Below are 12,721 nucleotides of genomic sequence, written 5' to 3'. Positions count from 1 at the left end.
AAAACGCAGCGGTCGTGGTGATGTTCCCGGATATCAGGAAATCGCCAGCCCAAACCCCTGCATCAGGCGGCGAGTCGGGAAATCGACCCGCATCGAGGTGAAGACAGCAAGGTCGGCGCCTTCCGGCAACGCCTCGCCGCGGTGGCTGGCCTCGGCATGCGCAAGCAGCGAGAGCGCCCGCCGTGCGATCGCCTCGGCGGGATCGAGCCAATCGACCGGCCAGGGTGCCGTCTTGCGCATGCGATTGGCCAGAAAGGGATAGTGGGTGCAGGCAAGCACGACGATGTCGGTCCGCAATTCGTCATGTTCGACGAAGCACGGCGCGATCTCGGCACGCACCGCCTCTTCATCGACAAAGCCATCGCGCATATAGACTTCGGCCAGTCCCGCCAGACGGTCGCTGCCAACCAGGCGGACATGGCATTTCTGCGCCCATTTGCCGATCAGGTCGCGGGTATACTGGCGCCTGACGGTGCCGGGCGTCGCCAGCACCGAAACCAACCCGGAGCGCGTGCGTTCCGCTGCCGGCTTGATCGCCGGCACCGTGCCGACGAAAGGATGACCGGGAAATCTTTCGCGCAGCGCATCGATGACCAGCGTCGAGGCGGTATTGCAGGCGATGACCGAAATGGCCGGCGAAAAACGATCAAGCAGCTTGCCGAACAGCTCCAACACATGTGCCCTCAGTGCCGCTTCCTCCCAAGCCCCGTAAGGGAAAGCCGCGTCGTCGGCGACATAGACGAAGCGGCGGTCGGGCATCAGCACCCGCGCTTCGCGCAGCACGGTCAGGCCGCCGATGCCGGAATCGAACATTAGGATCGGGCGGGCGCTTGAAGGATCGGTCATTGTCATCGTCTACAGGAGAAGGCGGAGAAGGCTGCGGGTCCGCGGCGGGAAGATGGTCACAAATCCTGATCCATCATTTTTGGATGATGGACCACAGCAAATAACATTCGGTTACGGCTAGAGACTGTCTCTTACGCCTGGTCCTTGTCTGTCGCCTTGGCGGCGCGGGCCGCTGCCGGAAGCCGCCTTGGATCATCGCCCGGCGATCCGTCGCCGCGCGGCATGGCCGGCGAAAACCTGTCCAGCGATGATATTATGCCGCGCAGCACCTTGAGCTCCGGCTCGGCGAAGCCGGCGCGCGTCAGCACCGCGCGCAGGTTGTCGACCATTTTCGGCTTCTTCGCCGCCGGGCGGAAATAGCCGCGCGCTTCGAGCGCGCCTTCCAGATAGGCGAACAGGCCGTGCAACTGTTCCTTGGCCGCCGGCATCATGTCGGGACTGGAAAAATTGGTTTTGGTCTCGTCTTCCAGGCCCGACTTCATCCACTCATAGGACATCAGCAAGGCAGCCTGGGCGATGTTGAGCGAGGAGAAGGCGGGATCGACCGGGAAGGTGACGATCTCGTCGGCGAGGCCGACCTCGTCATTGTAGAGCCCGAACCGCTCGCGGCCGAACAGAATGCCGGTGCGCTGTCCGGATCGCTGGCGCGCTCTCAGCGCCCTGCCCGCCTCGACCGGTCCGCGCACCGGCTTGAAATTATCGCGCGCGCGCGCCGTGGTGGCGAAGACGAAGTTCAGGTCGGCGACCGCCGAGGCCAGATCGTCATATACTCCAGCGGCATCGATGACGTGGTCGGCGCGGCTCGCGGCAGCGCGCGCCTTTTCGCTCGGCCAGCCGTCGCGCGGATTAACGAGGCGCAGCTCGGACAAACCGAAATTCGCCATGGCGCGCGCGACCATGCCGATATTCTCGCCGAGCTGCGGCTCGACCAGGATGATCGCCGGGCCGGTGGCAGGAAGGATGTCGTTGCTGGCTTGCATTGTCTCAATGAACTGCTGTTTGCGGCATTTCAGCGTCCCCTGCCATATCCGGCCGCGAAAATGAAGCTTTGGCAGGCAACGCCCGATGCCAGGGGCGAGCCCGCTGGGGCGGATCGCCGTTTGCGCGGCCAAAAATGCTTTGATATACGGGCCGCATCCCCGGCCAAAGCCATGCGGGCAAGGCCGTTCCGATCCCCAACGATGAGGCATTCTTTCCATGGCGAAGATCAAGGTGGCGAACCCGGTCGTCGAACTCGACGGCGACGAGATGACCCGCATCATCTGGCAGTTCATCAAGGACAAGCTGATCCACCCCTATCTCGACCTCAAGCTTGAATATTACGACCTCAGCGTTGAGCACCGCGACGCCACCAACGACCAGGTGACCATCGATTCGGCCAATGCCATCAAGAAGCATGGGGTCGGCGTGAAATGCGCGACGATTACCCCCGACGAGCAGCGTGTCGAGGAATTCGGGCTGAAGAAGATGTGGAAGTCGCCGAACGGCACCATCCGCAACATCCTCGGCGGCACCATCTTTCGCGAGCCGATCATCATGAAGAACGTGCCGCGGCTGGTGCCCGGCTGGACCAAGCCGATCATCGTCGGCCGTCATGCTTTCGGCGACCAGTACCGCGCCACCGACTTCCGCTTCCCCGGCAAGGGCAAGCTGACGATCAAGTTCGTCGGCGAGGACGGCAAGGTGATCGAGCATGACGTGTTCGATGCGCCGGCCGCCGGCGTCGCCATGGCCATGTACAATCTCGACGACTCGATCCGCGAATTCGCCCGCGCCTCGCTCAATTACGGCCTGCTGCGCAACTTCCCGGTCTACCTCTCGACCAAGAACACCATCCTCAAGGCCTATGACGGCCGCTTCAAGGACATTTTCCAGGAAGTCTACGAGGCAGAGTTCGAAGCCGAGTTCAAAGCCAAGAAGCTCTGGTACGAGCACCGGCTGATCGACGACATGGTTGCCTCCAGCCTGAAATGGTCGGGCGGCTATATCTGGGCCTGCAAGAACTATGATGGCGACGTTCAGTCGGACACCGTGGCGCAAGGTTTTGGGTCGCTCGGCCTGATGACCTCGGTGCTGATGACGCCGGACGGCAAGACGGTGGAGGCGGAGGCGGCGCACGGCACCGTCACCCGTCATTATCGGCAGCACCAGAAGGGCGAGGAAACCTCGACCAATTCGATCGCCTCGATCTTCGCCTGGACGCGCGGCCTGGCGCACCGCGCCAAACTCGACGACAATGCCGAGCTGATGCGTTTTGCCGAGACGCTGGAAAAAGTCTGCATCCAGACCGTCGAAGCCGGCTTCATGACCAAGGATCTGTCGCTGCTGATCGGTCCCGACCAGCCATGGCTTTCGACCACCGGCTTCCTCGACAAGATCGACGAGAATCTGCAGAAGGCGATGGCCTGACCAGCGTTGTGAGCAGGCCCGTCGTCTACGGGGCGGACTACAGCGTCTATGTGCGCATCGTCCGCCTCGCACTCGAGGAAAAAGGCATCGGCTACGAACTCGTGCCGGTCGACATCTTTGCGGCGGACGGCTTTCCGGGCTGGTATCTCGACCATCAGCCGTTCGGCCGCATCCCGGCCTTCGAGCATGACGGGTTCCGCCTCTTCGAGACCGGCGCGATCGCCCGCTATGTCGACGAAGCCTTCGAAGGCCCCACGTTGCAACCGGCCGAAGCCCGGCCTCGCGCACGTATGAACCAGATCATCGGCATGCTCGACGCCTATGCCTATCGAGCCATGGTCTGGGATGTCGCCGTCGAGCGGCTGGAGAAAACGGCGCCTGACGAGGCTTTGATCGCCAATGGGCTTCTGCAGGCGGCGACAGTGCTTCGCGCACTCACCTCACTGAAAGCCGCCGGGCCGTGGCTGCTGGGCGAGCAACTGACGCTGGCCGACCTGCATGCAGCACCCATCATCGGCTATTTCGTCAAGGTCACTGAGGGGCAAAACCTGCTGGCGGAGTTTGCCGATATTCGGGACTGGTGGGCTCGCATCGCCGGACGGGAGAGTTTTGCCCGTACTGAAAAGGCCGGGTGACAAAGTCCGAAAGGCCGAGGGACAGCACCCCCCTCTGTCCTGCAGGACAGAGGGGGGTGCCTCCCAGCAACCGATCAGGCCGCCTCCAGGGCCGCCTTCACCGCAGCGATCGCGTCTTCGGCCCTCGAGGCGTCCGGGCCGCCGGCCTGGGCCATGTCAGGCCGACCGCCGCCGCCCTGCCCGCCCAATGCCGCGGACGCTACGCGGACCAGATCGACAGCGCTGAAGCGGCCGGTCAGGTCGTCGGTGACGCCGACCACGACGCTGGCCTTGTTGTCCTCGCCGGCGCCGACGAAGACGACGACGCCGGAGCCGAGCGACTTCTTGCCGGCATCGGCCAACGGCTTCAAATCCTTCGGCGCGACGCCCGATACCGCCTTGCCGAGGAAGCCGACACCGGCAATGGTCTCGTTCTCGGCAGGCACGCCGGCTGGCGAGCGGTCGCCCAGCGCCAGTTTCTTGCGCGCTTCGGTCAGTTCTTTCTCGAGCTTCTTTCGCTCGTCGAGCAGCGCCTCGACGCGCGCCGGCACGTCGGTCGGCGAAATCTTCAGCGCCGCCGCAGTGGCCTTCAACCGTTTGTCCTGCTCGTCGAGATGCTTTCTGGCCGCCTCTCCGGTCAGCGCCTCGATGCGGCGCACGCCGGCGGCGACGGCGCTGTCCGACACGATGCGCACCAGACCGATATCGCCGGTCGCCCTGACATGGGTGCCGCCGCATAGCTCGACCGAATAGGGCCGGTTGGCCTTGGCGCCATGCAAGCCCGTGCCCATCGAAACGACGCGCACCTCATCGCCATATTTTTCGCCGAACAGCGCCATGGCGCCTTCGGCGATGGCATCGTCGACCGACATCAGCCGCGTGGTGACCGGGCTGTTCTGGACGACGATCTCGTTCGCCATCCGCTCGACCTCTTCGATCTCGTCAGGCGAGATCGGCTTGTTGTGCGAGATGTCGAAGCGCAGACGCTCGGGCGCGACCAGTGAGCCCTTCTGCGCGACATGGGTGCCGAGCACCTCGCGCAGCGCTTCGTGGATCAGATGCGTCGCGGAATGGTTCGCGCGCAGCCTGGAGCGGCGCGCATGGTCGACCTTCAGTTCGACGGTCGCGCCCGTGTCGACCGTGCCGTCGGCCACCTTGCCGAGATGCACGAAAAGCCCGTCGGCCTTCTTCTGCGTATCGGAGATCTCGATTGAGAACCCTTCGCCTGAAATGACGCCGGTATCACCCACCTGGCCGCCGGATTCGCCATAGAACGGCGTCTGGTTGACGACTACGGCAACCGCCTCGCCGTTGGCGGCGCTGTCGACGATCTTGCCGTCCCTGACCAGCGCCTGGATGAGGCCTTCCGCCTGCTCGGTCTCGTAGCCGAGGAACTCGGTGGCGCCATGCTTCTCGCGCACCGGGAACCACACTGTTTCGGTCGCCGCCTCGCCGGAACCAGCCCAGCTCTTGCGCGCCTCGGCCTTCTGCTGCTCCATCGCATTGGTGAAGCCGGCAAGATCGACCGAGATGTTGCGCTGACGCAGCGCGTCCTGCGTCAGATCGAGCGGAAAGCCATAGGTGTCGTAGAGCTTGAAGGCGGTCTCGCCATCCAGCATGTCGCCGGCACCCAGCTTTTCCGTCGCTTCCGAAAGCAGGCCCAAGCCGCGCACCAGCGTTTTGCGGAAACGGGTTTCTTCAAGCTTCAGCGTCTCGGTGATCATCTGTTCGCCGCGCACCAGTTCCGGATAGGCCTGGCCCATCTCGCGCACCAGCGCCGGCACCAGCCGCCACATCAGCGGATCACCGGCGCCCAATAGCTGCGCATGGCGCATGGCGCGGCGCATGATGCGACGCAGCACGTAGCCGCGGCCCTCATTGGACGGCAGCACGCCGTCGGCCACCAGAAAGCAGGACGAACGCAAATGGTCGGCGATGACGCGGAACGATCCGACGGTGTCGGCATCCGGACCGCGGCCGAGCGCGGATGACGCGGCCTCGATCAGGTGACGGAACAGGTCGGTCTCGAAGACGCTCTCGACCCCTTGCAGAATGGAGGCCATGCGCTCCAGGCCCATGCCGGTGTCGATCGACGGGCGCGGCAGGTCGATGCGCTCATCCTTCGTCACCTGTTCATACTGCATGAACACCAGGTTCCAGAATTCGAGGAAACGGTCGCCATCCTCCTCGGGGCTGCCGGGAGGGCCGCCCCAGATGTGCTCGCCACGGTCGATGAAGATCTCCGAGCACGGACCGCAAGGTCCGGTGTCGCCCATCGCCCAGAAATTGTCCGAGGTCGGAATGCGGATGATGCGATCGTCGGAAAAGCCGGCGATCTTCTTCCAGTAGCCGGCAGCCTCGTCGTCGGTGTGATAGACCGTGACCAGCAGCTTGTCCTTCTTCAACCCGAACTCCCTGGTGATCAGGTTCCAGGCAAGCTCGATGGCGCGCTCCTTGAAATAGTCGCCGAACGAGAAATTACCGAGCATCTCGAAGAAGGTCAGGTGGCGTGCGGTGTAGCCGACATTGTCGAGATCGTTGTGCTTGCCGCCGGCGCGAACACTCTTCTGAGCCGTCGTGGCACGCGAATAGGGTCGCTTTTCCAGGCCGGTGAAAACGTTCTTGAACTGCACCATGCCGGCATTGGTGAACATCAGTGTCGGGTCGTTGCGCGGCACCAGCGGGCTCGACGCGACGACCTCGTGACCCTCCTTGCGGAAATAGTCGAGGAATGTCGACCGGATCTCGTTCACGCCACTCATGAATACTGCCTTTTAGCTTTTAGAGAGAGCCGCCGGCGCGGCCGACGGCAAATGGACATGGCCTTTTAGCCGCCGCGTTGCACCCTGTCCAGAAACACGGAATTGGGCCAATTTGCGGGGCTTGCCGGTCATCTCGTTGCCGGCTTGCCGGTCATCTCGTTGCCGGCTTGCCGGTCATCTCGGCGCCACCGCTGAAACGCAAACCGCCGGCGCTAGGCCGGCGGTTCGAACGCAACAATACAGGACTCGATTACACAGGCTGGAGCTGATGCGCGGGAATCATGGCCAAACTCCGGCCACTGCCGAAGCCTACATGGCGCCGGCTTCGTCCTCGAAACCATCGTCTCCGCCTTCGGAACCACCATTCTCGAGGAACTTTTCTGCAATCAGCCCGGCATTCTGCCGTAGTGCCAATTCGATTTCGCGCGCCGTATCGGGATTGTCGCGCAGGAACAGTTTTGCATTCTCGCGGCCCTGGCCGAGACGCTGCGAATTGTAGGAGAACCAGGCGCCCGACTTTTCGACCACGCCGGCCTTGACGCCGAGGTCGACCAGCTCGCCGGTCTTGGACACGCCCTCGCCATACATGATATCGAACTCGACCACCTTGAAGGGCGGCGCCAGCTTGTTCTTGACCACCTTGACGCGGGTCTGGTTGCCGACGACCTCGTCGCGGTCCTTGACCGAGCCGATGCGGCGAATGTCGAGGCGCACCGAAGCATAGAATTTCAGCGCGTTGCCGCCGGTCGTGGTCTCTGGCGAGCCGAACATGACGCCGATCTTCATGCGGATCTGGTTGATGAAGATGACCATGGTGTTGGAGCGCGAGATCGAGGCGGTCAGCTTGCGCAGCGCCTGGCTCATCAGGCGGGCCTGCAGGCCGGGCAGCGAATCGCCCATCTCGCCTTCGATTTCGGCGCGCGGCGTCAGCGCCGCGACCGAATCGACCACCAGCACGTCGATGGCGCCGGAACGCACCAGCGTGTCGCAGATCTCCAGCGCCTGCTCGCCGGTATCGGGCTGCGAGATCAAGAGGTTTTCGAGGTCGACGCCGAGCTTGCGGGCATAGACCGGGTCGAGCGCGTGCTCGGCATCGACGAAGGCGCAGATGCCGCCCTTCTTCTGGGCCTCCGCCACAGTGTGCAGCGCCAGCGTCGTCTTGCCCGAGCTTTCCGGCCCGTAGATCTCGATGATGCGGCCGCGCGGCAGGCCGCCGACGCCGAGCGCGATGTCGAGGCCAAGCGAACCGGTCGGCACCGTTTCGATCTCGACGACCTGCTCGTTTGCGCCGAGCCGCATGATCGAGCCCTTGCCGAAGGCACGCTCGATTTGCGACAGCGCCGCATCCAGAGCCTTTGATTTGTCCACCGTTTTGTCCTCTACAAGCCGCAAAGAATTCTGAGCCATGATACATCACCCCTTGGTCGTCAATGAAGGCCGGACAATCCGTAATCCCTATCAATTTGTACCTTTTTTGTTCTCGATTGGCAAGGGGATACAACCGATTGAAAAACCAACAATATCCGGATTTGTTCTTTTTTTGTTTCGCGCTTTCACCCCAGGATGTATCCCGTTTCCCCCGCAGGATTCTGCTGGGCATCTTCCGAATCGCGCTTCGGGTTGCCGGGTTCCGCCTGGCAACCTAGTCTCACCGGGAACAGCAAAGGTCATCTCATCGGCATGATGAAGTCGCCGACGATCCTGGCAGTAGGCGGCGTCTATATCGAGCGGCGCGGCCAGGTTTCGGGCGCCTTCGTGCCGGCGGCGTCGAACCCCGGCACGATGCGCGAGGAAGTCGGCGGCGCCGTCTTCAATGCCCTGCGCTGCGCCGTGCGCCGCGGCATCTCCGGCTCGCTGCTTTCGGTTCGCGGCGGCGATGTTCTGGCCGATACCGTTTCACGCGCCATTGCTGTGGCGGGGATTGCCGATCTTTCCGTGGTGTTCCTCGATCGCACGACGCCGAGCAACACAGTGCTGATCGACGGCGACGGCGCGCTGATCGCCGGCCTCGCCGACATGGCGCTCTACGACCTGGCGCTTGCCAAGCAGATCCGCCGTGCCAAGGTGCGCGAGGCAATCAGCACCGCCGATGCAGTCCTTTGCGACGCAAACCTGCCGTCGGCGGCGCTCGAGCGGCTGGTGGAGCTTGCCGCCGGCAAGCCTGTCTTCGCCCTCGCCGCTTCACCAGACAAGGCGGCGCGGCTCGCGCCGGTGCTGGGCAGTCTGGCGCTGGCCTTCATGGACCGGCGCGAGGCCGGCGCGCTCGCCGCTGTCGGTATCGACGCTGCGGAGCAAGATATCATCGACGGCCTGAGGCGTGCGGGCCTCAGAGGCGGCGTGGTCACCACTGGCGACGGTCCAGTGCTCGGTTTCGACGAAACCGACGCGTTTTCGATCTCTCCGCCTACGTCACAAAAGCCGGCGGATGCGACCGGCGCCGCCGATGCGCTGGCGGGCGCGACGATGGCCGCCCTGCTGCGCGGCCTAACGCTGGGCGCAGCGCTGCGCGAAGGCGTTGCCGCAGCAATGCTCGCCGTCGAGAGCGCCACCTTCACGAGCGCTATCTTTGCCGAGGCGCTGGCATTCGTGCCCGAGGCGCGCGACCTGGCTTGAAACCCCGGATGTTGGCGCCGCCCCTCAACCCCCTGCCGGGACCTTCTCCCCGTCAAGGACGGGGAGAAGGGGCTTGGCCGCGACGCCGGCGACCCCTCTCCCCGTCCTTCACGGGGAGGGGCGGCGCCAACCTGGAGCGATTGTCTTTAGCTGAGTGGCTAGCGGACACACCTATTTGCCGGCACGCAGCCCCGCCTCATAGGCCAGGCGTGCCCAGACCGCCATCTCATCCGGATCGTCGAAGGCGCTGTCGGGAACGCTCCAATACGGCATCGACACCAGCTTGCCGTGCCGCGACCCCGTATAGGTCCATTGCCGGCAGCCGGCCGCCTCGAATTCGGGCGCGCTTTCCGCATCGGCTTTCAGCATCAATTCGTCACGAATGACGATGGCGACGATCACGCCGTCGAAATAGATGCCCTTGCCGCCGAACATCTTGCGAATGCTGACCGGTCCGAGGCCTTCGAAAAGTTCGGCAATGCGTTCATTGTCCATGCCGCGATCATGTCACCCGGATTTCCCCTTGTCATCGCCGCAGCCGGCACCATCCTGACAAGTTGAAAGCCAATTTCGTCGGAGTTTTTCATGCCGCTTCTGCTCAAAGGGTCCTGCCGGTGCAATGCCGTCCGCTTCGAGGTGGAAAGCCACACGCCGGTGCCGTTCATGCTGTGCTATTGCTCGATCTGCCGCAAGCAGCAGGGCGGCGGTGGCTTTGCCATCAATCTCGGCGCCGATTTCGAGACGCTGAAAATCAAGGGCAAGCGCCATCTTGGCGTTTACCAGGCCGAGATCGACGACGACGAGCATCCGCAATGCGAGATCTCGTCAGGCGAGCGAAATTTCTGCAAAAAATGTGGTTCGGCACTGTGGCTCTATGACCGGACCTGGCCGGAACTGGTCCACCCCTTCGCCTCGGCGATCGACACAGACCTGCCAAAACCACCTGAAAAGGTGCACCTCATGCTGAAATACAAGGCGAACTGGGTCGAGCCCGTGATCGGCAAGGGCGACAAGGTCTTCGACGTCTATCCCGAGGAATCGATCGCAGACTGGCACAAGCGGACGGGAATGTGGCTGGATTAGCATTTCTTCGCCCCGTTTACGGGGAGAGGAGCTAAGCTATGGGGCGGCGCAAGCATCACTGAGGCCGGCTCTGCCCCTCATCCGGCCCTTCGGGCCACCTTCTCCCCGTAAACGGGGAGAAGGGAAGATCAGGCCGATGCGCGCGCCTCGGCCAGGGCCTTCAGGTCGGCCGGCTTGAGCTCCACCGATTCGCCGCAGCCGCAGGCCGAGCTTTGGTTCGGGTTGCGGAAGGTAAAGCCGGTGCGCAGCGTCGTTTGCTCGAAATCCATCTCGGTGCCGAACAGGAAAAGCGCTGCCTCAGGCGCGACATAGACATGGGCGCCGTCGCGCTCGATATGATCGTCCTTGGTGTTGGGCTCGGTCACCAGATCGACCGTATATTCCATGCCGGCGCAGCCGCCCTTCTTGATGCCAAGGCGAATGCCATGCGCATTCTCACGGGTCGCGACGATCTCGCGAACCCGATCGGCAGCCTTTTCGGTCATCGTGATGACGGCGAAGCGTCCCATTCTTTTTCTCCGCGTTCGCGCAGGTTCAAGGCCTGCGGAATGAGTCTTCACCTAAAATGGTGAAGTTTTCTGCCTGGCGCAAGTGCGCCTCAATACCACCCAACCGCGACCTGCGCCTCTTCCGACATGCGGTCGGGCGACCAGGGCGGATCGAAGGTCATGTTGACCTCGACGCCGGAAACGCCTTCGACGGCGCCGACGGCATTCTCCACCCAGCCCGGCATTTCGCCGGCCACCGGGCAGCCCGGCGCGGTCAGCGTCATGTCGATCTTGACCGAGCGGTCGTCCTCGATGTCGATCTTGTAGATCAGGCCGAGCTCGTAGATGTCGGCCGGGATTTCCGGATCATAGACCGTCTTCAGCGCCGAGACGATGTCGTCGGTCAGCCGCGCCAGTTCGTCGACGGGAATGGCCGAGGCGGAATCCAGACCGTTGGCAGTCGTCTCCGAAGAGGTCTCAGCGGTGCGGCCTGCATCATTCATGATCGTCACCCAAAAAACTTTCGCGCCTTTTCGAGCGCATCGGCCAAAGCGTCGACTTCGGCCCTGGTGTTATACATGCCGAACGATGCCCTGCATGTGGAGGTTACGCCGAAACGTTTCAACAGCGGCTGGGCGCAATGGGTGCCGGCACGGACGGCGACGCCTTGCCTGTCGATCACCATCGACACGTCGTGGGCATGAATGCCTTGCAGCTCGAAGGAGATGATGGCGCCCTTGTCAGGCGCATCGCCGAAGATGCGCAGCGAATTGATGGCGCGCAGCCGCTGATGGGCATAATCCCTGAGATCGGCCTCGTGGGCGGCGATGCGCTCGCGGCCGACCTTTTCCATATATTCGAGCGCTGCACCCAGCCCGATCGCCTGGACGATCGGCGGCGTGCCGGCCTCGAAGCGGTGCGGCGGATCGTTGTAGGTGACGATGTCTTGCGTCACCTCCTCGATCATCTCGCCGCCGCCCATGAACGGGCGCATGCGCTCCAGCATGTCCTTCTTGCCATAGAGTACGCCGATGCCAGAGGGCCCATAAACCTTGTGGCCGGTGAAGACGAAGAAATCGCAATCGAGGTCCTGGACGTCGATCGGCATATGCACGGCGCTCTGGCTGCCGTCGACCAGCACCGGAATGCCGCGCGCATGCGCGATGCGGACGATCTCCTTGATCGGCGTCACTGTGCCCAGCGCATTCGACATGTGCGTGATGGCGACCAGTTTTGTGCGGTCGCTCAGCCGCTTCTCGAACTCCCCGATGTGGAAGATGCCGAGATCGTCGACCGGCACCCAGACCAGCTTCGCGCCCTGCCGCTCGCGGATGAAATGCCACGGCACGATGTTGGAATGGTGTTCCATGATCGACAGGACTATTTCATCGCCCTCGCCGATATTAGGCATGCCATAACCATAAGCGACGGTGTTGATCGCCGCGGTCGTGTTCGAGGTGAAGACGATGTTGTCGGTGCTTGGCGCGTTGAGAAATCTCTGCACTATCTTGCGCGCGTTCTCAAAGGCATCTGTCGAGGCGTTCGACAGGAAATGCAGCCCGCGATGGACGTTGGCGTATTCCTGAGCGTAGGCGTGCTGGATGGCGTCGAGCACGGCCTGCGGCTTCTGCGCCGAGGCGCCATTGTCGAGATAGACCAGCGGTTTGCCGTAGACTTCCCGCGACAGGATCGGAAAGTCGCGGCGGATCGCCTCGACGTCGTAGGGGATGTTTTCGACTTTCTGGTCCATCACAAGCTCTCTCGAGGCATCGCCTCATTCCGTCCAGCACCCCTCATCCGTCTTGGCGCTGCGCGCCAAACCACCATCACCCACAAGGGGAGAAGGCAAGGCAGGCCGGTAAACCTAGAAACGGGAAGCGAAGGAGGCAACGATGCGCTATCAGAA

General features: G+C 63.1%; 12 protein-coding genes. 4 read left to right on the top strand and 8 right to left on the bottom strand.

Going from position 1 to position 12,721, the window contains the following annotated elements:
• Positions 1 to 33 precede the first annotated feature (33 nt).
• Both murI and AC0L18_RS22370 read right to left on the bottom strand, forming a co-directional pair.
• Entirely contained in the window at positions 34 to 846 is an 813-nt protein-coding gene (gene murI / locus AC0L18_RS22375) for a glutamate racemase (protein WP_473494226.1), read from the bottom strand.
• 131 nt (positions 847 to 977) lie between these two features.
• Positions 978 to 1,826 carry an RNA methyltransferase gene (locus AC0L18_RS22370; RefSeq protein ID WP_473494225.1) on the bottom strand — a complete coding sequence of 283 codons (849 nt, stop codon included), beginning with the start codon at positions 1,824 to 1,826 and terminating at the stop codon, positions 978 to 980.
• A 217-nt stretch (positions 1,827 to 2,043) separates the two neighbouring features.
• On the opposite strand from AC0L18_RS22370, the gene AC0L18_RS22365 reads away from it, so the two are divergent.
• Together AC0L18_RS22365 and AC0L18_RS22360 are read left to right on the top strand one after the other, a co-directional pair.
• The gene (locus AC0L18_RS22365; RefSeq protein ID WP_473494224.1) at positions 2,044 to 3,255 is read left to right on the top strand and encodes an NADP-dependent isocitrate dehydrogenase; all 1,212 of its coding nucleotides are present in this window, start codon (positions 2,044 to 2,046) and stop codon (positions 3,253 to 3,255) included.
• Positions 3,256 to 3,263: 8 nt separating this feature from the next.
• Positions 3,264 to 3,890 (top strand): glutathione S-transferase family protein, encoded by a 627-nt coding sequence (locus AC0L18_RS22360; RefSeq protein ID WP_473494223.1) that lies wholly within the window; start codon positions 3,264 to 3,266, stop codon positions 3,888 to 3,890.
• Between the two features lie 74 nt (positions 3,891 to 3,964).
• Here AC0L18_RS22360 and alaS read toward each other — a convergent pair whose 3' ends face one another.
• Together alaS and recA are read right to left on the bottom strand one after the other, a co-directional pair.
• Positions 3,965 to 6,631, bottom strand: a complete 2,667-nt coding sequence (alaS, locus tag AC0L18_RS22355; protein ID WP_473494222.1) for an alanine--tRNA ligase — start codon at positions 6,629 to 6,631, stop codon at positions 3,965 to 3,967.
• A gap of 309 nt (positions 6,632 to 6,940) precedes the next feature.
• Entirely contained in the window at positions 6,941 to 8,038 is a 1,098-nt protein-coding gene (gene recA / locus AC0L18_RS22350; RefSeq protein WP_023798282.1) for a recombinase RecA, read from the bottom strand.
• Between the two features lie 273 nt (positions 8,039 to 8,311).
• Here recA and AC0L18_RS22345 point away from each other — a divergent pair, with 273 nt between their 5' ends.
• Positions 8,312 to 9,244: a carbohydrate kinase family protein gene (locus AC0L18_RS22345; RefSeq protein WP_473494221.1), complete on the top strand. Its 933-nt coding sequence runs from the start codon at positions 8,312 to 8,314 to the stop codon at positions 9,242 to 9,244.
• Positions 9,245 to 9,415: 171 nt separating this feature from the next.
• On the opposite strand, the gene AC0L18_RS22340 is transcribed toward AC0L18_RS22345, so the two are convergent.
• Complete coding sequence (locus AC0L18_RS22340) at positions 9,416 to 9,739, bottom strand: TfoX/Sxy family protein (protein WP_091591417.1); 324 nt, start codon at positions 9,737 to 9,739, stop codon at positions 9,416 to 9,418.
• Positions 9,740 to 9,829: 90 nt separating this feature from the next.
• Between AC0L18_RS22340 and AC0L18_RS22335 the strand changes: the two genes are divergently transcribed.
• Positions 9,830 to 10,327, top strand: coding sequence for a GFA family protein (locus AC0L18_RS22335; protein WP_473494220.1), 498 nt, complete (start codon positions 9,830 to 9,832; stop codon positions 10,325 to 10,327).
• A 128-nt stretch (positions 10,328 to 10,455) separates the two neighbouring features.
• On the opposite strand, the gene sufA is transcribed toward AC0L18_RS22335, so the two are convergent.
• From sufA to AC0L18_RS22320, 3 genes are all read right to left on the bottom strand, one after another.
• Complete coding sequence (sufA, locus tag AC0L18_RS22330; protein ID WP_006206001.1) at positions 10,456 to 10,836, bottom strand: Fe-S cluster assembly scaffold SufA; 381 nt, start codon at positions 10,834 to 10,836, stop codon at positions 10,456 to 10,458.
• A gap of 89 nt (positions 10,837 to 10,925) precedes the next feature.
• Positions 10,926 to 11,318: an SUF system Fe-S cluster assembly protein gene (locus AC0L18_RS22325; protein WP_473494219.1), complete on the bottom strand. Its 393-nt coding sequence runs from the start codon at positions 11,316 to 11,318 to the stop codon at positions 10,926 to 10,928.
• Between the two features lie 5 nt (positions 11,319 to 11,323).
• Positions 11,324 to 12,565 carry a cysteine desulfurase gene (locus tag AC0L18_RS22320; protein ID WP_473494218.1) on the bottom strand — a complete coding sequence of 414 codons (1,242 nt, stop codon included), beginning with the start codon at positions 12,563 to 12,565 and terminating at the stop codon, positions 11,324 to 11,326.
• Positions 12,566 to 12,721 lie beyond the last annotated feature (156 nt).

The organism is Mesorhizobium sp. WSM4819, from assembly GCF_055811215.1.
This window is presented reverse-complemented; position numbering and strand designations above follow the sequence as displayed.

What these genes read in the sequence shown, in the direction of transcription:
- murI (WP_473494226.1), bottom strand. Translation starts at nt 846, where the DNA reads ATGACCGATCCTTCAAGCGCCCGCCCGATCCTAATGTTCGATTCCGGC.
- AC0L18_RS22370 (WP_473494225.1), bottom strand. Translation starts at nt 1,826, where the DNA reads ATGCAAGCCAGCAACGACATCCTTCCTGCCACCGGCCCGGCGATCATC.
- AC0L18_RS22365 (WP_473494224.1), top strand. Translation starts at nt 2,044, where the DNA reads ATGGCGAAGATCAAGGTGGCGAACCCGGTCGTCGAACTCGACGGCGAC.
- alaS (WP_473494222.1), bottom strand. Translation starts at nt 6,631, where the DNA reads ATGAGTGGCGTGAACGAGATCCGGTCGACATTCCTCGACTATTTCCGC.
- recA (WP_023798282.1), bottom strand. Translation starts at nt 8,038, where the DNA reads ATGGCTCAGAATTCTTTGCGGCTTGTAGAGGACAAAACGGTGGACAAA.
- AC0L18_RS22345 (WP_473494221.1), top strand. Translation starts at nt 8,312, where the DNA reads ATGATGAAGTCGCCGACGATCCTGGCAGTAGGCGGCGTCTATATCGAG.
- AC0L18_RS22340 (WP_091591417.1), bottom strand. Translation starts at nt 9,739, where the DNA reads ATGGACAATGAACGCATTGCCGAACTTTTCGAAGGCCTCGGACCGGTC.
- AC0L18_RS22335 (WP_473494220.1), top strand. Translation starts at nt 9,830, where the DNA reads ATGCCGCTTCTGCTCAAAGGGTCCTGCCGGTGCAATGCCGTCCGCTTC.
- sufA (WP_006206001.1), bottom strand. Translation starts at nt 10,836, where the DNA reads ATGGGACGCTTCGCCGTCATCACGATGACCGAAAAGGCTGCCGATCGG.
- AC0L18_RS22325 (WP_473494219.1), bottom strand. Translation starts at nt 11,318, where the DNA reads ATGAATGATGCAGGCCGCACCGCTGAGACCTCTTCGGAGACGACTGCC.
- AC0L18_RS22320 (WP_473494218.1), bottom strand. Translation starts at nt 12,565, where the DNA reads ATGGACCAGAAAGTCGAAAACATCCCCTACGACGTCGAGGCGATCCGC.